The 22,595-nt window shown below is 44.9% G+C and carries 18 protein-coding genes; all 18 read right to left on the reverse strand.

Features of this window, described 5'->3' with window-relative positions:
• The 18 genes from BUA79_RS04850 to BUA79_RS04935 all read right to left on the reverse strand — a co-directional run bounded on the left by BUA79_RS04850 (position 1) and on the right by BUA79_RS04935 (position 22,578).
• Positions 1–1,041, reverse strand: a complete 1,041-nt coding sequence (locus tag BUA79_RS04850) for a DUF3810 domain-containing protein (protein WP_178138537.1) — start codon at positions 1,039–1,041, stop codon at positions 1–3.
• A 50-nt stretch (positions 1,042–1,091) separates the two neighbouring features.
• Entirely contained in the window at positions 1,092–1,745 is a 654-nt protein-coding gene (gene rpe, locus BUA79_RS04855; protein ID WP_073993245.1) for a ribulose-phosphate 3-epimerase, read from the reverse strand.
• Positions 1,746–1,756: 11 nt separating this feature from the next.
• Positions 1,757–2,635, reverse strand: coding sequence for a ribosome small subunit-dependent GTPase A (gene rsgA, locus BUA79_RS04860; RefSeq protein WP_073993246.1), 879 nt, complete (start codon positions 2,633–2,635; stop codon positions 1,757–1,759).
• Between the two features lie 28 nt (positions 2,636–2,663).
• Complete coding sequence (gene pknB, locus BUA79_RS04865) at positions 2,664–4,499, reverse strand: Stk1 family PASTA domain-containing Ser/Thr kinase (protein WP_073993247.1); 1,836 nt, start codon at positions 4,497–4,499, stop codon at positions 2,664–2,666.
• Positions 4,500–4,520: 21 nt separating this feature from the next.
• A complete protein-coding gene (locus BUA79_RS04870) occupies positions 4,521–5,243 on the reverse strand; it encodes a Stp1/IreP family PP2C-type Ser/Thr phosphatase (RefSeq protein WP_073993248.1) in 723 nt (240 codons plus the stop codon).
• Positions 5,244–5,253: 10 nt separating this feature from the next.
• Complete coding sequence (gene rlmN / locus BUA79_RS04875; RefSeq protein WP_073993249.1) at positions 5,254–6,297, reverse strand: dual-specificity RNA methyltransferase RlmN; 1,044 nt, start codon at positions 6,295–6,297, stop codon at positions 5,254–5,256.
• Complete coding sequence (gene rsmB, locus BUA79_RS04880) at positions 6,290–7,651, reverse strand: 16S rRNA (cytosine(967)-C(5))-methyltransferase RsmB (protein WP_073993250.1); 1,362 nt, start codon at positions 7,649–7,651, stop codon at positions 6,290–6,292. The genes rlmN and rsmB overlap by 8 nt, the downstream gene beginning before the upstream one ends.
• Positions 7,644–8,345, reverse strand: coding sequence for a zinc metallopeptidase (locus BUA79_RS04885; RefSeq protein WP_073993251.1), 702 nt, complete (start codon positions 8,343–8,345; stop codon positions 7,644–7,646). The genes rsmB and BUA79_RS04885 overlap by 8 nt, the downstream gene beginning before the upstream one ends.
• Positions 8,346–8,372: 27 nt before the next feature.
• Complete coding sequence (fmt, locus tag BUA79_RS04890) at positions 8,373–9,302, reverse strand: methionyl-tRNA formyltransferase (RefSeq protein WP_073993252.1); 930 nt, start codon at positions 9,300–9,302, stop codon at positions 8,373–8,375.
• Positions 9,299–9,793, reverse strand: coding sequence for a peptide deformylase (gene def / locus BUA79_RS04895; protein ID WP_073993253.1), 495 nt, complete (start codon positions 9,791–9,793; stop codon positions 9,299–9,301). The genes fmt and def overlap by 4 nt, the downstream gene beginning before the upstream one ends.
• Positions 9,794–9,806: 13 nt before the next feature.
• On the reverse strand, positions 9,807–12,053 hold the full coding sequence (priA, locus tag BUA79_RS04900; protein ID WP_073993254.1) for a replication restart helicase PriA: 2,247 nt from the start codon (positions 12,051–12,053) through the stop codon (positions 9,807–9,809).
• A complete protein-coding gene (locus BUA79_RS04905) occupies positions 12,044–13,510 on the reverse strand; it encodes a UDP-N-acetylmuramoyl-L-alanyl-D-glutamate--2,6-diaminopimelate ligase (protein ID WP_073993255.1) in 1,467 nt (488 codons plus the stop codon). Before BUA79_RS04905 ends, priA begins: the two co-directional genes overlap by 10 nt.
• Complete coding sequence (gene dapF, locus BUA79_RS04910; protein ID WP_073993283.1) at positions 13,511–14,377, reverse strand: diaminopimelate epimerase; 867 nt, start codon at positions 14,375–14,377, stop codon at positions 13,511–13,513.
• The gene (locus BUA79_RS04915; RefSeq protein WP_073993256.1) at positions 14,373–16,775 is read right to left on the reverse strand and encodes a DNA translocase FtsK; all 2,403 of its coding nucleotides are present in this window, start codon (positions 16,773–16,775) and stop codon (positions 14,373–14,375) included. Before BUA79_RS04915 ends, dapF begins: the two co-directional genes overlap by 5 nt.
• Positions 16,776–16,797: 22 nt before the next feature.
• The gene (locus BUA79_RS04920; RefSeq protein WP_073993257.1) at positions 16,798–17,670 is read right to left on the reverse strand and encodes an undecaprenyl-diphosphate phosphatase; all 873 of its coding nucleotides are present in this window, start codon (positions 17,668–17,670) and stop codon (positions 16,798–16,800) included.
• 119 nt (positions 17,671–17,789) lie between these two features.
• A complete protein-coding gene (gene hisA / locus BUA79_RS04925) occupies positions 17,790–18,563 on the reverse strand; it encodes a phosphoribosylformimino-5-aminoimidazole carboxamide ribotide isomerase (RefSeq protein WP_073993258.1) in 774 nt (257 codons plus the stop codon).
• A gap of 16 nt (positions 18,564–18,579) precedes the next feature.
• Positions 18,580–21,276, reverse strand: coding sequence for a formate dehydrogenase subunit alpha (gene fdhF, locus BUA79_RS04930; RefSeq protein ID WP_073993259.1), 2,697 nt, complete (start codon positions 21,274–21,276; stop codon positions 18,580–18,582).
• Positions 21,277–21,288: 12 nt separating this feature from the next.
• Positions 21,289–22,578 (reverse strand): complex I 51 kDa subunit family protein, encoded by a 1,290-nt coding sequence (locus tag BUA79_RS04935; protein ID WP_073993284.1) that lies wholly within the window; start codon positions 22,576–22,578, stop codon positions 21,289–21,291.
• Positions 22,579–22,595 lie beyond the last annotated feature (17 nt).

The raw sequence follows: 22,595 nt of genomic DNA on the forward strand, positions 1-22,595 counted from the left end.
TCAGTTTAAGTTTTCACTGTATTCTGCCAGGAGGAGATCAACCATCCTGCCGTAGCTTTTGACCCCGTCTTTCTGTCCGTTCAGCTTCAGATAGGTGTCGTTGAGTTTTGTTGAGGCAGAACCTATCGTCTCCCCCAGTTTCGTGTTATCAAACTGCCTCCAATACAGGCTGTTATGATCCAAATCGTTGATTACCCCTTCGTCCAATGATGCTAAAACCTTCTCCCACTCTGCAACATCCTCCCCGTAAAGGGCATTCGTTGCGTTAATCAGGGCGCTCATCATGCCGCTGTATACAAATTCCGGGGAACCGGAGCCTGTACAGGCCAGATAAGCAATAAAGTTGGCTTCATCCTCCCTCATAAAACCTGCCACGTGTGCCAGCTCATGGCACATGTCTGCAGGAATGTTATAATCCGGCTGATCCACATTTATATTTGCTTCCATGGTAAAAGCTGTAAACATCCCTGTTATCTGGGCGTATGACATCATTTTGGAAGCCAGAACTGGTTTGGGCTGGGGATAGTATCGTTTGAGCACAACATACTTATCACCAAGCAGCGACATTGCATCGGCAGCTTCCAATGCCGCTGCTGACACATCACCCAACTGCATGTTCCCATCCTCATCGGTCATGACGGCGTTTCTGGCAGAATTGGTTTTTTCCGCCAGCGACATACATAACCCTGCAAGACTTTCAGATGAAGTCTGCTGTGCCTGCAGGTTCATATAATGCAGAAAATCATACCTGTAATAATTCGTCCCGTTGAGAATCATAAATAAAAAGAAACCTATGCCCATGGCGCACAGAAGATCCAGCAATCCTGACCCTAATACGGAAATGCGTTCCCCTCTGCTTATGACAATTTTTCTGATGAAACCAAAGAATACAAATATGCACATCAGCACAAAAGCATAGAACAGCACTTCCGCAGCCGATATGGGAACCATTCCAAAGAAACGGCTCACCGGCTGGGATATGCTGTCATATATTTTTAATGCAAATAGATTTTCCGCAATCTCGGGATTTGTTTTTGTCACAAAAAGAATTAGCAGAGACAATGGAATAAGCAAAAGCAATATTTTTTTCATCATTTGTTTAATAATTTCATAAATTCCTTAACGTTCTTATCAGCATCCCCTTTAAAAACTGCAGAGCCGGACACAATAATGTTCGCTCCCGCATCAAGTACGGTCTGAACATTATCAAGTGTAATGCCTCCGTCAACCTGAATGTCTGTCTTCAAGCCTCTCCTGTCGATCATATGTCTGAGATCTTTAATTTTCCCGGTGCAATAATCGATATATTTCTGCCCTCCAAATCCAGGATTGACGGTCATAACGAGTACCGTATCCAGCTTGTCCAGAACATATTCAATTGAAGACAGGCTTGTAGCAGGGTTTACAGAAACTGCTGCCTTGCATCCCATCTCTTGTATGGCACTGATTGTCCGGTCCAGATGCGAAGTCGCTTCCGCATGGACGGTAATGATATCCGCTCCTGCCTCCTTAAAATCGGCCAGATATCTATCCGGGTCCGTAATCATCAGGTGGACATCGAAAATCTTATCCGTACATTTACGTAAGGACTTGATTACTGGCATTCCAAAGGAGATGCTGGGAACAAAAATCCCATCCATCACATCGATGTGAATATATCCGGCTCCCGCCATGTCTATTGTTCTTACGGCATCACCCAGATTGGCAAAATCCGCCGATAAAATCGATGGTGCTAATATGTTCATCTTTATTCCTCTCAATACTTTCTGATTTCTTTTAACTCATTATATAAATGAATGTAATTATCGTATCTTTCCCTTGGAATCTCATTATTTTCCAGAGCCTCTTTCACTGCGCATCCCGGTTCATTGATATGGATGCAGCCTTTAAATCTGCACTCCCCGGCATAATAGAGAAACTCTTCATAATAATCCTTCAACTCTTCTTTTTCACAGTCCAGAACGGACATGGAACTAAACCCCGGCGTATCCATTATATATGTGTTGTTTTCCAGATTGAAAATTTCCGAGTGCCTGGTTGTATGTTTTCCCCTTTTTATCTTCTCACTGATGATGCCGGTCTTAGAGTGTGCTTCAGGCATCAGTACATTCAAGAGGGAGGATTTTCCGACCCCGGAAGGACCTGCAAATACAGTTGTCTTACCTCTGACGGCATTCTCAATGCTGTCCATCCCGGATTGTTCTTTCACACTCGTAAACAAAATCCTGCATCCGGATTTTTCATATATTTCCTGAAGTCTTCTGCAATCGGTTTCTGTAGATCTGTCCACCTTATTAAAGCATATAACGACCGGTACGCCCTGCTGCTTCATGGAGATAATAAAACGGTCCAGAAGATTCAGGTTCGGTTCTGGTTCTTTTATGGCAAATACCACCACGGCCTGGTCCACATTGGCAACAGCCGGCCGGACCAGGACATTGTGTCTCTCTAAAATATCCGCTATGTTTCCCAGCTTCTTCTCTTCATCCAGGACGTCCATTTCCACATCGTCGCCTACCAGAGGTTTTATTCCCCTATTTCTGAATATTCCTTTTGCCTTACATTCATAAATTCCAAATCCTTCTACGTGTACGTAGTAAAAACCGGCAATTCCTTTTATGATTTTTCCCTGCATTTTTCACTGCCTGTCTGTTGTGATTGTTTTACTGGGTTGCTTGTCCGGAATCATTTTTTTTGGTAGTTGTCTCCGTTACAGTGGTCGTCTCGGTCGGTGTTTCTTTTCCCAGAACAACGTCCACACTGGAGCCCTGTTCCAGGACAGAGTATGCGGTGGTAAGCTGGCGGATTACTTTATCGATATTTGCAGCTGTCGTTTCTTCGTAGGTAACCTTTCCCAGCGTAAGGCCCACTGAAATCAGCGCATTTTCAGCCTGGGTCTTAGTCAGTCCCATAAGATTTGGCACCTCCACACTTTTCACTTCCGCCCCTCTGCTTACATAAAGGGTAATGGTGTCTCCATATTTCACTTTTTCCGATGCGCCAGGAGTAGTGTTGTACACCGTGTCCAGAGGGTATCCTGCATTGTATTCGGTAACAACCGTATTATTCAGCCCCAATGCAGTAAGCTGCGCAATAGCATCACTCTTACTTTTTCCAATCAGGTCCGGAACCAGCACTTCTTCTTTTCCCTGGCTGATAGCCACTTCTATAGTCGTATTTTCATCCACCATTTCTCCGGCTCCGACGGACTGGGATATAGCAAGGCCCTGCTCCACGTCATTGCTGGCCTCGTAAGTGAATTTCACCCCAAGGGCCAGATTTTCCAATGACGCCCTTATTTCGTCTTCACTCAGACCAACAAGCTCCGGCACTTCAACCTGCGCCGCACTTACTTCCTGTGTTGTCGTTTCCGTACTGGTGCTGCCAGAGCAGCTTTCCAATCCGCCCAAAAACTTCACAATCAGAAGTATGAAGATAATCAGTATAACCACCCCGGCAGCAATGGATCCGATGGTAATCAGTTTGTCAAGTTTGGGATTCACTTCATTCAGTTCATCATCTTCCTCAAAACCATCATCATTCAGGTCATCTTCCAAAGCGGATTCTTTAAGAGAATCTTCCCTGCTTCCATTGCGGATTGCCGTAACTTCGGCATCAGAGAGCATGACTGTGGATGAGTTGTCATTAACCGGAATAATTTTAACAAAATCTTCATCCGGCGAAATGAGGGATTTTTTCAGATCCGCAATCAGCGACGAAACTTTCAGATATCTGCGGTCTGGTTTCTTCTGTGTGCATTTTTCGATAATCCGGCATACGCTCATTGGAACTTCAGGCACTTCCGCCCTTATCGAAGGCAGTTCGTCCTGAATCTGCCGGAGGGCAATCGTTACGGTTGAGTCCCCATCAAAGGGAACATGTCCGGTCAACATCTCGAACATGGTAATTCCCAAGGAATATATATCGCTTTTTTCGTCCACAAAGCCTCCCCTGGCCTGCTCAGGAGAAATATAGTGGACAGACCCCATTGCAGCACTGGAAGTGACGGTGTTAGCCGATGCAGCCCTTGCTATACCAAAGTCTGTCACTTTTACCTTCCCTTCCCTGGAGATGAGAATATTCTGAGGTTTTATGTCTCTGTGCACGATCTGGTTGTTGTGAGCAGCTTCAATCCCCTGGGCAACCTGAATGGCAATGCTGACTGCTTCCTTTACACCAAGGCGTTTTTTCTTTTCGATATACCGTTTAAGTGTAATTCCTTCCACATACTCCATGACGATGTAATTGATTCCGTCATCCGTACCCACATCATATACATTTACAATATTGGAATGTGTAAGGCCCGCAACCGACTGGGCCTCCACCTTAAATTTCATAAGAAAATTTTTATCCTGGGCAAATTCTTTCTTCAGTACTTTTATGGCCACAAATCTGTTGAGCTTGTGGCATTTTGCCTTGTATACATCAGACATTCCGCCAGACCCGATTAATTCGAGGATTTCATATCGCTCCCCGATAAACATGCCTTTTTTTAACATATAAGTATCCTTTCCATATTTTTAGTCCGTTTGAATCAAAATTGCCGAGATATTGTCCCGCCCTCCATTGGTATTAGCTGTTTCTACCAGCAATTCCACGATATTTTCCGGTTCATATCCGACCTCTATAATATTTTGTATAAAAGAATCTTCTACCATATTTGTGAGTCCATCCGAGCAAAGGAGTACTTTGTCCCCTTCTGTGATCTCCACTTCAAAAAAATCAGCATCCAGCACCGGGCTGACACCTACTGCTTTTGTAATAATATTTTTATTCACATTGATTCTGGCACTTTCTTTATCCAACCCGCCATTATTGATCATCTCTTCCACCAGAGAATGGTCCCTGGTTATCTGTTTCAGTTCATTGTTGGAAACATAGAGCCTGCTGTCTCCCACGTTGGCGGCAAACAAAGTAGTGTCCAGGATAGTTGCCGCTACAAGGGTAGTGCCCGTTCCTTCAAGATCAGGATTATCAGCGGCCGATTCATAAACTGCCCTGTTTGCGGCATCAATGGCATTCTTCATAAGCCGGGCGACATCTTCGTTTTCTGATTTGTCGATGTATTTGACAAATTCATTGACAGCACAGCTGGATGCAAAATCACCTGCTTTGTGTCCGCCCATTCCGTCTGCTATTACGTATAAATTAGGGAGGTTTCCAACTGGCGCATCCGAACAATAGACATAATCCTGGTTGGTAATTCTGGCAAGTCCTTTGTCGGTTAATGCAGCTGATTTCATCGTTATCCTCCTACTTCTCATTGGTATCCCTGTATGTTTTCCTTAACTGTCCACAGGCACCCTGGATATCCGTCCCCATTTCCCGCCTTATTGTAACAGGAATTCCATGGTCTGACAGATAATTTTTAAATCTGTGAATCTGATCCTTTTTTGTTTGCATAAAATCCCGTTCTTCGATAGGATTTACGGGAATCAAATTCACATGGCAGTTAAGACCATGCAGCAGAGTCCGCAGCCTGGCAGCATCCTCCATAGTATCATTGACTCCTCTTATAAGACTATATTCAAATGTCAGCCTGCGACCGGTTTTTGCAAAATAATATCTGCAGGCGTCCATAATTTCTTCAATGGAATATTTATTGGCTATCGGCATAATTGTCTTTCTGGTTTCATCATCCGCAGCATGCAGTGAGATAGCCAGGGTGATCTGGAAGTTTTCATCTGCCAGTCTCCGGATGCCCGGCACAATACCGCATGTAGACATTGTAATATTTCTCTGGCTGATATGCAAGCCATTTTCATCCGACAGCATGCGTATAGTCTTCATGACATTTTCGTAATTATCCAGCGGTTCTCCTGTACCCATCATGACCACGTTGGAAACCCTTTCGCCCGTGAGTCTTTGAATGGTATATATCTGTCCGAGCATCTCGGACACCTCCAGGTTTCGGGTCAGTCCTCCAATCGTTGAAGCACAGAACCTGCACCCCATCCGGCACCCGGCCTGCGTAGATATGCAGACGGAGTTGCCGTGCTTATATATCATAAGGACACTTTCTATCACGTTTCCGTCTTCCAGTCTGAAGAGATATTTTCTTGTTCCGTCCGTTTTAGAAATCTGCACTTCCACCGGCTCCAGGTCTGCCACTCTGTATTTTTCTTCCAGCTTGTCCCTTAATTCTTTTGACAGATTCGTCATATCAGCAAATGAGGATGCCAGCTTCGCATGCAGCCAACCGTATATCTGTCCAGCCCTGAAAGCTTTCTCCCCAATGGAAGCGATTTCATTTTTTAATTCCACTATGTTCAATGATTTTAAGTCTATTTTATTCATTCATTTTTCTCCGAAATCTCGCGATAAAAAAGCCATCATTTCCATGTTTTCCAGGAAAAAGCTGTGTCCAGCCCTCTTCTGCGGATTCCTCCAGAAATGTTTCCGGCAGCAGACCCTTCAGGCTTTCCAGTGTATAAGGGTGATTTTCCAAAAACCATCTGACATTGTCCTGGTTTTCCAATATGTTAATCGTACATGTACTATAAATAAGGACTTTTCCTGGTTTAACATACCGCGCGGCATTTTTGAGGATATCCCTCTGCAGGGCTGCAAGGTTTTTCAGGCTGTCTCTCTGAATTTTGTAGCGCAGATCCGTCTTTTTTGCCAGTACTCCCAGTCCTGAACAGGGCAGGTCAGCAATCAGGACATCTGCCATGTCTACGGACGATTCATCAAATACCGTGGCATCCTTCACTTCCGTCCGGATATTCCCAAATCCGCTTCGAGCGATGTTTTCCTGAATCAATCCGGTTTTATATTCCGTTACATCCCGGGCAACCACCTGTCCGCTTCCCTTAAGTAAATCTGCCGCATGGATGCTCTTTCCGCCAGGCGCCGCACACAGATCCAGCACAAAGTCTCCCGGATGAATGTCCGCCGCATACCCTACAAGCATGGAGCTTATGTCCTGGATTTGTATATATCCTTTTTGAAAAGCTTCAATATTTCCGGGGGAATCATACCCTTCCATATACAGCGCGTCTTCTAAGAATGGATTCTGAACCACTTGAATATTCTGATTTTCCAGACTGGATACGATATCTTCTTTTCTGGCAAGGCTTAAATTACATCTTACACTCAGAGGATTCCTTACGCTGAATCCATCTAATATCTCCAGTGTTTTATCCTCTCCAAGCTGTTCCAGCCATAATTCAATGATCCATTCCGGCATGGAGTATTTCACAGAAAGCGCAAGAACAGGGTTTCCTTCTTCCTCCGGATATTCGATACTGTCCGCATTTCTTGCTACGGTACGCAGCACCCCGTTCATATATCCTTTCAGGCTAACAAATCCTCTTTTGGCGGCAATATTGACAGCCTCGTTGCATACAGCCCTGTCCGGCACATTATCCATGTACAAGATCTGATATACAGACAACCGCAGAAGGTTTCGGATCAGCGGCTTCATCTTTGCCACCTTCACTTTGGAATACAGGTTGAGGATATAATCAATCTTAATCAGATTTTCAATAGTGCCTTCCGTAAGCCGGGAGATGAAGCTCCGGCTCGATTTATCCAGCTCGGGATGTTTCCCTAGCGTCTTCCTCAGCACCAAATGGCTGAAGTGATTTTTTTCCAATATTTCAATAAGCATTTCAAGGGCAATTTCCCTGGTATCCGGAATCTTAATCACGTCTTCGTCCTCCAAAAAGGAGCAGAAGCCTCAAGAGCTGCAGCACCATTGCGGCGGCCGATGCCACATAAGTTAGCGCAGCAGCAGAAAGTACCTTTTTTGTCATCTTCAGCTCTTCCTCCGTCAGCAGCCCTCTTTCATCCAATATATGCACCGCTCTTGCAGAAGCGTTAAATTCCACCGGAAGGGTAATCAGATGAAACAGCACGGCTGCGGAAAAGCAGATGATTCCTGTATTAATCAGCAGCTGGGATGCGCTGCTGTTTATAAAAAGTCCTATGATGATCAAAAACCAGGAGACACCGGAACCGAAATTTGCCACTGGAACCAGGGCGCCCCTGATTTTCAAGGGAACATACGCATTTGCATCCTGAATTGCATGTCCGCATTCATGGGCTGCGACACCAATGGCTGCGACGGATGCGGAAGCATAGGTAGCATCAGAAAGGTTCAGTTCTTTTGTTCTGGGATCGTAATGGTCATTCAAATTACCGCTAATATGATTAATTCGCACGTCATACAGACCTTCTGCCTGTAAAATCTTTTGAGCCGCCTGGGCTCCGGTAATACCCGAAAGACTTCTCACATGGGAATACTTATTGAAACTGGATTTGACCCTTGATGAAGCTACAAGACTTATCACAATGCCGATAATGACCATCCAATATGTTGAATCATAGTATCCATATATCATTTCTTTTCATTTCCTTTCCCCAAAAAACTAACCAAGAACAGTTCCTTTGATTACTTTATATCCACGCAGGAAATCGTTCGTGTTCATTTTCTTCTTCCCTTCCATTTGAAGACTCGTTATGGAAAGCGTTCCCCTGCCCGTCTTCACATACAGGCTCTTGTCGGTCAATTCAACGATTTCTCCAGGAATGCCTGGATATTCGTCATCCAGTACCACCGCGTCCCAGATTTTAAGATTTTTTCCGTCCAGTTTTGTATACGCGCTGGGCCATGGGTTAAGTCCCCTGATCAGCCGTTCAATTGTCTCGGCGGAATCGGTGAAGTCAATATGTCCCGTCTGTTTATGTATCATTTTCGCATAATTGGAAACGGAAGAATCCTGGACAGTACGTGCAGCTTCACCCTTCTCAAGCTTATCCAGCGTCACCAGCAATAATCTGGCTCCGGCCAGGGACAGCTTATCATGAAGTGAACCATAGGTCTCCTTATCCTCAATCGGAATCTCGATTTTATCTATCATATCCCCTTCATCAAGACCTTCCGACATGAACATGGTTGTAACGCCGGCAGTCTTTTTTCCATCCATTATCACGCGTTGGATCGGGGCGGCCCCTCTGTAGGCAGGCAGAAGCGATGCATGCACATTTATACAGCCAAATCTTGGGATGTCCAGTATCTCCCTGGGAAGAATCTGCCCAAAGGCAATAACGACTATTATATCCGGATTCCATCCTTTCAGTTGGTTGATGAATTCAGGATTGCTGACCTTGTCCGGCTGATATACCGGTATTCCATATTCCAAAGCTGCCTCCTTCACTGGAGTAAACTGCATATTTTTGCCTCTGCCTTTAGGTTTGTCGGGCTGCGAAATCACCGCCAGGATTTCGTGTCCAGCTCTGATTAGCTCATGCAGGGAAGGTACGGAAAAATCGGGCGTTCCCATAAACACGATTTTCATAATTGTTCCTCAGCTCCTATTTCTTCTTCATCATAACTCATATCCAGAATGTCTCCGACAACCCTGTCTGTAAAGAGTACGCCGTCCAGATGATCCAGTTCGTGGCAGATTGCCCTGGCAAGCAGCTCTTCTGCTTCTAATTCATATTCATCCATTTTCTCGTCACAGGCTCTTACCTTTACAAAATTCGGTCTGGTAACCTCACCGACTTTACCGGGATTGCTGAGGCATCCTTCTTTATCAGTCTGCTCGCCCTTTGATTCAAGTATTTCCGGGTTGATGAGCACCAGCGGTCCCTCTCCGATGTCGATCACGGCGATTCTTTTTAATATGCCCACCTGAGGTGCAGCCAGACCTACGCCTTCTCCCTCATACATTGTTTCAAACATATCGTCTATCAGCTCCTGGACCCTGGGAGTTATTTCTTTTACAACTTTTGCCTTTTTTCTTAATACATCGTCTCCAAAAATTCTAATATTTCTAATCGCCATTTCAAACCTCTTTTCAATAATTGTTCATTGGATCAAAATCAAACTGAACGCCTGCCTGTCCAAAACTGCCGTTTTCCTTAATTTCTTTTTCGATTTGGTTTTTAATCTTCACCAGAATGTCATTCTCCTCATGCTTCAGGTAGATGACCTTCCTATAAATATCTTTTATTTTTGCTATACCTGCATCTGATGGCCCGATTACCTGCAACCCTTCACCGGCAGCAAGCCGGTCAACCAAAGCTGCAATGAATGCTGCCAGATTATCGGCACAGGTCTTATCCGGAGAAGTTATGATGACCGCCACCATACCTGTAAGCGGTGGATAATGGGACAACTTTCGGTACAGGATTTCCTGCTGGTAAAATCCAGGATAATCCTGATTTGCAGCGTACGTTATGCAGTAGTTATCCGGGCTGTATGTCTGTATCACGACTTCGCCTTTGTCTGTTCCCCGGCCGGAGCGTCCCGCAGCCTGGGTCAGCAGTTGAAAGGTCTTCTCTGCTGCCCGGAAATCACTGGCATAAAGGGAAAGATCTGCAGCGATTACCCCCACAAGGCTGACAAGGGGAAAGTCATGTCCCTTCACAATCATCTGGGTACCGATCAAAATATCCGCCTCATGATTTGCAAAGGCGGCCAGAATCTTTTCATGCCCGCCCTTCTGGGAGGTCGTATCTGTATCCATCCGAAGAACCCGGGAATCTGGAAAGATTTTTTTTACATAGGCTTCCACCTTCTGTGTTCCGATTCCAAATGCGGCGATATATTTGGAGCCGCATTCCGGGCAGGCCTTTGGTGTCGGTATTCTGTATCCGCAATAATGACAGACCAGATTTCCATCATTATGAGCCGTCATCCCCACATCACAATGTATGCATTTAACCGGTTCACCGCAGGAGCGGCAGGAAACAAATCCTGCATAACCTCTTCTGTTGATAAAGAGTATGATCTGCCTGTTTTTTTCCAGGCGGTCTTTCATAAGATTCAAAAGCCTGTCGCTGAAGATGGAGCGGTTGCCGTTTTTCAACTCTTCCCTCAGATCTACAAGATGAACCTGGGGCAGATCATTGACCGTTGCCCTGTTTTCCAATACGCTGAGTCTGAAGATATTGTTGGATGCTTTGTAATACGACTCAACACTGGGAGTAGCTGACCCCATAACGACCAGAGCATCTGTCATTCTGGCCCGTTCGATTGCTGTTTCCCTGGCATGGTATTTGGGCACCATGTCGCTTTTATATGCTGATTCATGTTCTTCATCGATAATGATTATACCAATTTTTTTAAAGGGAGTAAATACGGCTGACCTGGGTCCGATCATAATATCGATATCTCCATTTACCGCCTTTTCGAACTGATCATGTTTTTCTCCCTGGGAAAGGCGCGAATTGATAAAGGACACTCTGTCCCCGAACCGCTTGTAAAACCGCATTACCGTCTGATAGGTCAGGGCAATTTCAGGTATCAGGACAATGGCCTGCCTGCCTCTGGAAATCACCTCTTCAATCAGGCTTATATAAATTTCCGTTTTTCCGCTTCCAGTCACCCCGAAAATCAGGTGAGGTGTCATGTCCCCAGATTCCATGTCTTTTTTGATCCTGTTTACAACAGCTGCCTGTTCTGTATTTAAGGAGACAGGATCCGACTTCGCATCGTGATAATGCACAGTGTCCCTTAAAGACGTTTCTACGGAAATTCTTATAATTCCGGATTTTTCCATGGATTTTAAAGTGGAATCAGAAATATTCAGTTTGTCTGTAACGATGTCCCAAGGAAGCATCTTTTCCTTTGACAGTTCTTCCATCAGACGGTATCTGGCTACAAATTTCTTTGTATTTCCGTATATTTTCAATAAGCCGGCCGCCTCCTTATCGGAAACGTCCAGTTCAATATATTTTTTTGTTTTAGGTCTGACCTTCGTCTTAACCGGGATAACCGTTTTCAAAGCCTGATTCATGGTGGATCCATAATTTTCCTTAATCCACCATGCCAGCTGGATCAACTGGGATTCGATAGGCAAACTGTCTTTACTGACAGAGTGGATCTGCTTCAGGAGACGTTCATCGCAGGCACTTTCATCTGTTGCCTCAATTACGTATCCCTTGATGAGGCGGTTAGCCCTTCCAAATGGGATTTCAACCCTCACACCCGGAAATATTTCTGTTGCCATTTCAGCAGGGATCAGGTATTGGAATGTTTTATCCAGCTTTTCATGAGAAATGTCTACAATAACATTGGCATATTTTGCCTTTACTGCCATCCAATCTCCTCCAGTATATCTTTTATGACAACCCTCTCATCAAATGGGTATCGCTCTCCTTTAATCTCCTGGTAATCCTCATGGCCTTTCCCAAGCAAAAGGATAATATCACCTTCCCGGGCATTTTGTATACTGTACTTTATAGCCTCTTTTCTGTCAGGAATTACCACGTATTCACCATTCGTCTTATGCATTCCTGTCAGAATATCTGCGATTATATCATTTACGTCTTCAAACCGGGAATTATCCGCGGTCAATATGGACAGATCCGCCAATCTGCCGGATATTTCACCCATCTCAAATCTGCGGAGTTTTGAACGGTTTCCTCCGCAGCCGAAAAGGCTTACCATTCTTTTCGGATTATAATCCCTCATAGTTGTGAGTATACTCTCCATGCTCATGGCATTATGGGCATAATCAATCAGGAGTGTGAATTTGTCGGAAATCCTGACATTCTCCATCCGGCCCGTCACCAGGACATCATGCAGGGCTTCTTTCATAGGAAGCGTATCAATTCCGCACAAAAAAGTAATGCCAATGGCAGCCATTGCATTGTATGCCGTGAATTTTCCAGGCATGCCGACCAGAAATTCGTCTGCAACCGTTCCTTCCGTCCTCATTTTGATTCCAATAAACCCGCCATCACGGAGATAGTGAACTTCGGCTGCCCTAAGCCCTGCTTCCGGTCGGAAACCATAGGTATGTATGGAACAGGTCGCATCTTCCATCATGTATTCTGCGTGTTTGTCATCGATATTGAATAATCCCTGTCTGCACTGGGAAAACAGAATCTTCTTGCAGCGAAGGTATTCCCCATAATCCTTATGCTCATTTTCACCAATATGGTCTGGGGAAATGTTGGAAAAAAGCCCAAAGTCAAAAACGATTCCGGCTGTCCTGCCTACCATAAGAGCCTGTGAGGAAACTTCCATAACTGCGTATTTACACCCCTCATCTGCCATTTCCCTCAGATATTTCTGGATTTCATAAGATTCCGGTGTGGTATTATGCGTCTCAATATGTCTTTTATCGGTGAACACTCCCATGGTACCTATTATACCGGCCTTTTTACCGGCTTTTTCCAGGATATCCTTTATCATAAAGGATATGGTGGTTTTTCCCTTTGTTCCGGTAAGCGCTATGGTCGTCAGCTCGTCCGCCGGATACCGAAAGAATGCTGCGGAAATATATGAAAGAGCCTGCCTGGAATTCTCTACGATTATCGGTACGCAACCGTCCGGAAGGTCCATCTCCCGTTCTGCAATAATGGCTGCTGCTCCCTTTAAAACAGCATCCGCAGCATATGCATGGCCATCGCTGCTTGCACCAACAAGGCACACAAATACGCACCCTGGCACAACCTTTCTTGAATCATATATTACATCGGATATCTCCGCATCGTTTATTTCACTTTTGCACGTGTATTCACACTTTTCAAGAATTTCTGACAGTCTCATCTATAACCCCATCCCTTTCGTCTCTATCTCACCGTCAAAAACATGCGTGGCAGGTCCTTTCATAATTACATGCCCATTTTCCAGATAAGTATCCTTTAGCTGTCCGCCCTTGAGATTGATTGTAATTTCCTCATTTATATGACAATAGCCGTTCAAAACTGCAGCAACGGCAACAGCGCAGCTTCCTGTTCCGCAGGAACTGGTTTCTCCCGAACCTCTTTCCCACACGCGCATTTTCAGAGTATGAGGGCTGGTGACCTCCACAAACTCCGTATTTACCCGTTCTGGAAATATAGGATGGTGTTCGAACATTGGTCCGATTTTTTCAAGATCCAGGCTGTCGATATCTCTGGTGAATATTACTGCATGAGGGTTTCCCATGGAAACGCATGTAATTTCATACTCCTGATTATTCACAATGACCGGCTTGGAAATAAAATCCGAAGCTTTGGGGTCATCCGTGATTACCGGAATATCCTTGGGGTTCAGGATTGCTTTTCCCATATCTACCGTCACATAATCGACCTTTCCATCCTGTACGGTGAGCTTCAATTCCTTTATTCCGCTTTTTGTTTCTACGGATATTTCTGTTTTATCAACAATGCCATTTTCATAGGCGTATTTTGCTACACAACGTATTCCATTCCCGCACATTTTACCTTCAGATCCGTCAGAATTATACATTATCATCCGTACATCAGCTTTTTCGGAGGGCGCGATCATTATCATACCGTCCGAACCGATTCCGAATCTTCTGTCGCTGATTCTGCGTATAAACTCTTCAATATTCTCAAAGTGGTAGTCATGTTTAAACATATCTATATAAACATAATCATTTCCTGTGCCGTGCATTTTAGTGAATTCAATCTTCATTTTCCTGTCCTTTCCGGATATCATCTTCCCTGAGCTGTTCAAATTCTTCCAGTGACAGCAAGACTTTTCTAGGCTTTGGACCCTCTTCGGCTCCTACAACCCCGAGATCTTCCATCTGGTCAATTATCCGTGCCGCTCTGTTGAATCCGATATTAAAACGTCTCTGCAGCATACTGGCAGATGCTTTTTCTTTTTCAATGACAAGCTTTCCAGCCTCTTCAAAATATTCGTCTCTTATATTTTCCTGCCTGGATGGATTTTCCGACAGAGATGCCTCTTCCTGGATATGCTCCCGGACCGCATTGTCATAATTGGCTTTCTCTCCGTTTTCCTTGAGAAATTCAACTGTTTTGGACACTTCTTCTTCAGATACGAACGCGCCCTGTACCCTGACAGGCTTCACATAGCCAGAGGGATAAAAAAGCATATCTCCGTTCCCAAGAAGCTTTTCCGCACCATTCATATCCAGTATCGTCCTGGAATCCGTACCAGACGAAACCATCAAAGCAACCCTGGAAGGTATGTTGGCTTTAATCAGTCCGGTTACGACATCTACGGAGGGCCTCTGCGTGGCAATGATCAGATGAATTCCAGCCGCTCTGGCCAGCTGGGCCAGTCTGCATATGGAATCCTCTACGGCCTTGGCTGCCACCATCATCAAATCTGCAAGCTCGTCGATAATGATCAGAATCTGAGGCAGCTTTTCAAGGATTTCGCCTGTTTCAATCTTAATCTCATCAACCTTGTTGTTGTAGCTTTTAAAATCCCTGACATTATATTCGGCCAGCAACTTGTATCTTCTGGTCATTTCCGCTACCGCCCAGTTCAGGACGGAGGATGCCATCTTTGGATCCGTAACCACTGGGCTCAAAAGATGCGGGATACCATTATATACGCCAAATTCTACGACCTTGGGATCGATGATGATCAATTTCACTTCGGAGGGTTTTGTCCGGAAAAGTATCGTCATGATTATGGAATTCATGAACACCGACTTGCCTGAACCCGTGGTACCTGCAACCAGCATGTGGGGCATCTTGGCTATGTCCGTGACCACTACCATACCACTGATATCCTTGCCGGCCGCAAAAGCGATCCGGCTCTTATTTCCGGCCAGTTCCTTTGACTCAAGAAGTTCTCTCAAATATACAGTTTCGCTTCCATCATTGGGTATTTCAATACCAACGGCTGCTTTGCCCGGAATGGGAGCCTCTATCCGGATGTCCGATACTGCCAGGTTTAACTTGATATCATCTGCAAGAGATGTGATCCTGCTGACTTTCGTTCCCATTTCCGGCTGAAGCTCGTACCTGGTCACGGAAGGTCCCTGACTGTAGTTGGTTATGGTAACATTTACGCCAAACGTCTCCAGTGTCTGCTGCAGCTTCATTGCCGTCTGACTTAAAGAATTCTCATTGCCGCTTCTTTTTTTATGGGAAGGTTTGGCTAGCAGGGAGAGCGGAGGATATACATAATCGGAATCATCCATGTCCTGGGGCGGAGAGAACTCCGTAGGATTTTCCGTGTCTGTTTTATGCTCCTCCACCTTCTTCGGTTCGGTTTTCTGGACAGCCTGATTCCGTTCCGGTTCCTGGATTTTAGACGCATCCCTCTGTCTTATTTCCGTGTTTTCAACGGAAAGTCCATTCATAAAGTCGTCTGGTGTGATTTCGTGAACATCGTCTCCAGCATCAGGGTTATCTGTAAGCTTTAGATCCTTCTGGACGCCTCTGACCTTTTTTTCTATCCTGGCAACCCTGGGTATTTTCTCCATGGCTGCTTTTTCTCTCTGCTCTTTTATTTTTATCACGTCATCCTTGGCGGAATTGTACACTTTAGAACTGCTCTTTTGGATACCGCCTATAAATGATTTTTCTGTCAGCACAACTACGCAGATAATGCAAAGTGCAATCAGCACCACATATGCCCCTGCCGTTCCAACAATCAGTGAAAGCCCCTTCACAGCAAGTCCCCCGATCAAGCCTCCGCCTGTCCTGTTTTCGGCGGACAAAGCGTAATACCCCGACGCCTGGGTTTCAGGGTTGAAAACGTTAAAAATAAGCTGTATCAGTGAGCAGACAGCCAAAAAAAGAACGGTCCCGGCTGCAAACTTCAGCTTAGACTTGCGAGAACTTTTGTTGGAAACAAGAAATAGAACCCCCAGAAGAAGGATAATTGGAAAAATATACGCTAAGAAGCCGAATAGCCCAAAGAGGAAATAAGCCAGATAACCTCCTGCTTTCCCGCCAAAGCCAAAAATACTCAATTCCAGAATTACCGTAATGGCAAAAAGCAGCAGAAGCTTAATCTCTTTCTCCACAAATCCGCTGCTGGCTTCAGGCTTGGTCCTGCTTTTCTTTTTTTTATTCAAGTTTTTTTTCGATGCAGTCATGCTGCCCTCCTAAACGTTTTTGCTACATCATGAAATTTGCAATAATTGCAACCGTACCTGCAAAAAAACAGTAAAATGCAAAAAATTTAAATTTCTTTTTCCGGATAAGCACAAGCATGGTCTTAATGCTGATGAATCCGATTATTGCGGCGACCAGCATTCCAATCAGATAATTGATGATATCACCGGAGGACAGATTTTCGCTTCCCAAATTGCCAAGCTCCAGAACCGATGCTCCCAGGATTGCCGGGATGGATAAGATGAAGGAATATTTCACAGCATACGTCCTGTCGAATCCACTGAGCAGACCCGCCGTTATTGTCGATCCGGATCTGGATAAACCGGGCAATATGGCTATGCCCTGCACAATCCCGATGAGGAATGCATTTCTATACTTAGTACCGGCAACCTTTTTTACCCCTCCTTCAATTGTGTCGGAAATCAAGAGAAGAACACCTGTAATAAGAAGACAGATTCCCGGTATCAGCAGTCCGGCTGCTGCCTTTTCCACCACCGAGCTGAATACGATTCCCAGAATACCTGTGGGTATTGTTGATATAATAATAAGAAGGGCGAATTTCCGGTGCTTTGTGCGGATGATTTTTCTATAATCCGGCTCACCGTGTCTGAATTTAGACATAGAAAAAATATATGCATTCATGAAAATATCCGTGATTATTCCGATTCCGTCAAAAATCAGCCTGCTGATATCCTTCCAATATACAACAAAAACCGCCAAAAGTGTTCCCAGATGAAGCAGGATATCAAAAGCCATTCCAACCTCACTCAGTCCGAAGACATTCTCAAATATTGCCAAATGCCCCGAGCTGCTGATTGGCAAAAATTCTGCCACCCCTTGTACAAATCCAAGAAATACCGCTTCTAACAGATTCACGGATACGCCACCCCCAATGTCATATTATTGCCTAACTTATACCATTTTACTATTAATAGCCGTAATATTCAACCGGATAATACAGGGGCAGACGTTCAACGCCTGCCCCTGTGCCGATACTATTTGTTTCTTTCAACAACCTGTCTGTAGCTCAGATTTCCTCCGAATATATCTAACGCACTTCCAATTGTATAATCCAGCCTGCCGCCGGATAAAAGGGAGAGCCTGTCTATATCTTTAAAATTACGGATCCCTCCAGCATAGGTCACAGGAATTCCATCCCAGTCTCTTAAAAGCTTAATCAGATCTTCCTCGATACCGGACATTTTTCCTTCCACATCTACAGCATGAACCAGAAATTCCGCACAATAACCGGCAAGCCGGTCCAGCTGCTTCTCACTGACGGTCTCTTCGGTAAATTTCGTCCACCTGTCCGTTACAATGAAGTATTTATCTGCTCTTTTTCGACAGCTGAGATCCAGAACCAGCTTATCTCTGCCTACAGCCTCAGAAATCAGTTTCAGATTTTCAAAGTTGATTATTCCATCCTTGAAAACGTAGCTCGTCACTATGACATGGGATGCGCCATTTTCAAGAAACATCCAGGCATTATCCGCATTTATGCCTCCGCCCGCCTGAAGCCCCCCCGGATACTCTCTTAAGGCCTCCAGAGCCTGCCGGAGGGTGCCTTCATATTGCGGGGACCCGGCAGGATTAAGAAGAATCACATGTCCCCCCGTCAGACCGTCTTCTTTATACATCCTGGCAAAATAACGGCTGTTATGGCCGGAAACAAAATTTTCACTGCATGCTTCTTTTTCATCAGTAAGGCTGGATCCAACAATCTGTTTCACCTCACCATTATGAATATCTATACATGGTCTGAATTTCATAAATATCTCTTCCTGCCTAAGCCTTTTCAATTTTAACAGCACATACCTTGTATTCCGGAATTCCGGAAAGCTCGTCCGTTACGGAATTGGTTATTTCATTAACGTTTCCGTCCGCAAAATGAAAGGTCATGAACACTTCGTTCGGAGACACTACGTTTCCGATTCTTGCTGAAGTGATTACTTCTCCACGCCTGGAACAGATCTTGACCTTTTCACCATCGCGGATATTCATCTTCTCCGCATCCTGAGCATTTATTTCTACATACGATTCATTACTGATTTGTACGATGCCTTCCGTCCTGCCTGTCATTGATGCATTATTATAATGGTAGAGCATACGTCCCGTAATCATGGTTAATGGATATTCAGCGTCGGGCAGTTCATCCGGTTCCTTGAATTCAATCGCCTTGAAAAGACCACGTCCTCTGGTAAATTCATCCATATGAAGAATGCAGGTCCCTTTGTCTGTTGAACTGGTACAAGGCCATTGCAAGGACTCTCCCCCATCAAGGCGTTCATGGGAAACACCGGCAAAGCTAGGCGTTACGCTTGCGACTTCCCGCATAATATCCGCTGCAGAATCAAAATGTGCCGGGTATCCAATTCTGGTCATGACATCGCAGAAAACATCCGAATCCAGTCTCATTTCTCCTTCCAGCTCCACTGCCTTTCGTACCCTCTGAACTCGGCGCTCCGTATTCGTGAAGGTTCCCTCTTTTTGGGCGTAGCTTGCTCCAGGAAGGATTACGTCGGCGTATTTTGCCGTTTCTGTCATGAACAATTCCTGCACTACCAGGAAATCAAGTTTTTCTAAAGCTTTTCGAATATGATTGGAGTCCGGGTCTGTTGCAGCCGGATCTTCGCCGAAGATATATAATGCTTTTATCCGGTCTTCAAGAATCGCCGGAAAAACTTCTGTGGAACGCAGACCCTGCGTAGTACTGAGTGTACATCCCCAGGCTTTTTCAAATTTAGACACATTGTCCGGGTTACTGGTTTTCTGGTATCCTGGAAAATCACCTGGAAGACATCCCATGTCACAGGCACCCTGTACGTTGTTCTGCCCTCTGAGTGGATTGACTCCGCATCCGTATTTTCCCAGTTTCCCAACCAGAAGAGCCATGTTGGACATGGACATTACACCTTCCGTACCGGTGGAATGCTCTGTTACCCCCAGACAGTAGATGATGGGAGCCCTGTCTGCCTTCGCATACATGAGAGCCGCTTCAATAAGCATTTCTTTATCAATACCACAGATCTGTGCTACTTTTTCCGGAGTATATTCTTTAACCAGATCTTTAAGTTCTTCATAACCTTCTGTTCTTCCTGCAATATAATCCTGATCCTCAAGACCGTTCGAAATGATAACATTCATGATACCATTGGCAAAGGCTACGTTGGTGCCGGGTCTGATCTGCATATGCATATATGTGTAATCCATCAGATCAATGGCACGTGGGTCTGCGACAATCAGTTTGGCTCCTCTTAACACTGCCTGGCGGATCTGTATACCGATTACCGGATGCGCCTCTGTTGTGTTGGATCCAATCAGGAAGATTACCTCCGGCGCTTCCATAATGTCCGCAATGGAGTTTGTCATGGCTCCGGATCCCAAAGTCGTTGCAAGTCCCACAACGGAAGGTCCGTGGCACAATCTGGCGCAATTATCCACATTATTGGTTCCAATTGCAGCCCTCATCATCTTCTGGAAAACATAATTATCTTCATTCGTAGATCTGGAGCAGGAAAATCCCGCAATAGCGTCTGGTCCTGATTCCTTTTTATGCTGGAGAATTTTCGCTGCGATCAGATCTAAGGCTTCATCCCATGAAGCTCTTTGGAATTCACCATTTCTTTTAATCAGAGGATATTTAATACGGTCTGGATGTTTAACAAATTCAAAAGATCCATATCGTCCTTTGACGCAAAGCATTCCTCTGTTGGACGGTCCCTCCAGAGCTTCCGTTCCAATGATTTCATCATCCTTTACAATAAGGTTATACTGGCAGCCTACTCCGCAGTGAGGGCATGTTGTCCCGACCTTTTTAACATCCCATAGTCTCGGTATGCCCTTAATCTTTTTATCCAAAAGAGCCCCTGTCGGACAGTTTGCGACACAGTTCCCACAGGATTCACAGTTTGATTCGGACCACTTTATATCATAAACCATGCTCATATGGGTTCCGATTCCACGTCCGTTAATGGAAATAACTTTACGGCCCTGCAGACTGGTACATACCCTTTCGCATTTTCTGCACATGATGCATGCATTTGGATCAAAATCAAAGAATGGGTTGGATGTGTCCACGTCAAATCTGGGAGCATCCCCAGGATACGTTGTATCCTCAACGCCATATTCCATACATAGTTCCTGAAGCTGACAATGGGAGTTCTGCCTGCACGTAAGACACCTTTTTTCATGAATGCTCATAAGCATATCAAGGATAAAGCGCCTTGAATCAATTACGGCTTCGGAACGGGTTTCAACCTGCATTCCCTCCGCGCAATGCTCAGAGCATGCGGTAAAGAGACCTTTTTTTCTTCCTCCCTTGACTTCAACCACGCACATCCTGCAGGATCCGTCAGGTGTAAGATCTTTCAAATAACATAATGTAGGAATTTCAATACCAATGCTTTCGGCCGCCTTCAGAATGGTGGTTTCTTCAGGTACCGTGACCTTAATGCCGTCTATTTCAATATTTACATTTTTCATCCGTTCAGCCTCCTAATCCATTTTGCATGTTCCGGCCGGACATACTCCGCGAGTATGGGCAATGAATTCATCCCGTCTGTATTTCAAGGCGCTATCCATAGCCGTTGAAGCTGCCTGTCCCAGTCCGCATAATGACAGTCTGGCTACATGAATTGACAGATCTTCAAGCCTGTCTAAATCTCCTGGAACTGCTTTCCCGGTTGTGAACTTGGTAAGCAGTTCCAGAATCCTGGTAGTTCCAATTCTGCAAGGGGTGCATTTCCCACAGGATTCATAAGCAAAAAAGGACATGACATGCTTAACATAGTCAACCAGACAGACCGTTTCATCCATAACCGCAATGGCCCCTGAACCAACTGTCAGTCCTGCATCCTTCAGTTCTTCATAACAGTATCTAGTATCAAGCTGCTCCGGAAAGCATAAAGGACCTGCCTGTCCCCCGATATGAAGGAATTTGAATTCTTTTCCGTCAGGGATCCCTCCACCCAGTTCCTCATCGAAAACTATGTCGCGTAAGGATGTGCCTATACGGATTTCATAAGTTTTTCTATTTTTTATATGTGTGGATAAAGAAATCAGTTTTGTTCCGCCGTCTGTTGAGGTGCCATAAGATTTGAATTCCTGAGCACCGATATTCATCAACACTGCTACGCCGGCATAAGACTCGACATTATTAACCAGGGTTGGCTTGCTGTACAGCCCCACCTCGGCAAGGTGAGGCGGCTTAATCCTGGGCCTCGAAACTAATGATTCAATGGAATTAAGCAGGGCCGAATTTTCACCGCATACATAGGAACCGGCTCCGTTTACAATGGTAATTGTATAATCGAAGCCTTCCATTCCCATTATGTTTTTGCCAAGATATCCTGCTTTTTGTGCATTTTCCAGTGCCTGTGCAAAAATATCCGTAATATTTCTATATTCGCCCCTGATATATATAATTCCACGTTTTGCTTTAAACAGATATCCGGCAATAAGCATACCTTCGATAATACGAAGTGGCGCATGCTTAATCAGTTCCCTGTCTTTATATGTTCCAGGTTCGCCTTCGTCTGCATTACATACAACGTACTTAGGGTCGCCTTCGATATTATAAAGCTGCTCCCACTTTCTGCCAGTTGGATAGGATGCTCCGCCTTTTCCCAGAAGCGCAGATTCTTTGATCTCATCAAGAATTTCCCGGTCTGTCATGGCTACTGCCCTTCGAATGCCTTTAAATCCGCCATATTTAATATAGTCTTCGACTGATGCAGGATTTGTTTCTCCGACTCCACTCAATAACAGTGCTGCTGTTTTTAACATATCAGATATTCCTTTCC

Source organism: Parasporobacterium paucivorans DSM 15970 (assembly GCF_900141895.1).
GTDB classification, from domain to species: Bacteria; Bacillota; Clostridia; order Lachnospirales; family Lachnospiraceae; genus Parasporobacterium; species Parasporobacterium paucivorans.

What these genes read in the sequence shown, in the direction of transcription:
- rpe (WP_073993245.1), bottom strand. Translation starts at nt 1,745, where the DNA reads ATGAACATATTAGCACCATCGATTTTATCGGCGGATTTTGCCAATCTG.
- rsgA (WP_073993246.1), bottom strand. Translation starts at nt 2,635, where the DNA reads ATGCAGGGAAAAATCATAAAAGGAATTGCCGGTTTTTACTACGTACAC.
- pknB (WP_073993247.1), bottom strand. Translation starts at nt 4,499, where the DNA reads ATGTTAAAAAAAGGCATGTTTATCGGGGAGCGATATGAAATCCTCGAA.
- BUA79_RS04870 (WP_073993248.1), bottom strand. Translation starts at nt 5,243, where the DNA reads ATGAAATCAGCTGCATTAACCGACAAAGGACTTGCCAGAATTACCAAC.
- rlmN (WP_073993249.1), bottom strand. Translation starts at nt 6,297, where the DNA reads ATGAATAAAATAGACTTAAAATCATTGAACATAGTGGAATTAAAAAAT.
- BUA79_RS04885 (WP_073993251.1), bottom strand. Translation starts at nt 8,345, where the DNA reads ATGATATATGGATACTATGATTCAACATATTGGATGGTCATTATCGGC.
- fmt (WP_073993252.1), bottom strand. Translation starts at nt 9,302, where the DNA reads ATGAAAATCGTGTTTATGGGAACGCCCGATTTTTCCGTACCTTCCCTG.
- def (WP_073993253.1), bottom strand. Translation starts at nt 9,793, where the DNA reads ATGGCGATTAGAAATATTAGAATTTTTGGAGACGATGTATTAAGAAAA.
- priA (WP_073993254.1), bottom strand. Translation starts at nt 12,053, where the DNA reads ATGGCAGTAAAGGCAAAATATGCCAATGTTATTGTAGACATTTCTCAT.
- BUA79_RS04905 (WP_073993255.1), bottom strand. Translation starts at nt 13,510, where the DNA reads ATGAGACTGTCAGAAATTCTTGAAAAGTGTGAATACACGTGCAAAAGT.
- BUA79_RS04915 (WP_073993256.1), bottom strand. Translation starts at nt 16,775, where the DNA reads ATGACTGCATCGAAAAAAAACTTGAATAAAAAAAAGAAAAGCAGGACC.
- hisA (WP_073993258.1), bottom strand. Translation starts at nt 18,563, where the DNA reads ATGAAATTCAGACCATGTATAGATATTCATAATGGTGAGGTGAAACAG.
- fdhF (WP_073993259.1), bottom strand. Translation starts at nt 21,276, where the DNA reads ATGAAAAATGTAAATATTGAAATAGACGGCATTAAGGTCACGGTACCT.
- BUA79_RS04935 (WP_073993284.1), bottom strand. Translation starts at nt 22,578, where the DNA reads ATGTTAAAAACAGCAGCACTGTTATTGAGTGGAGTCGGAGAAACAAAT.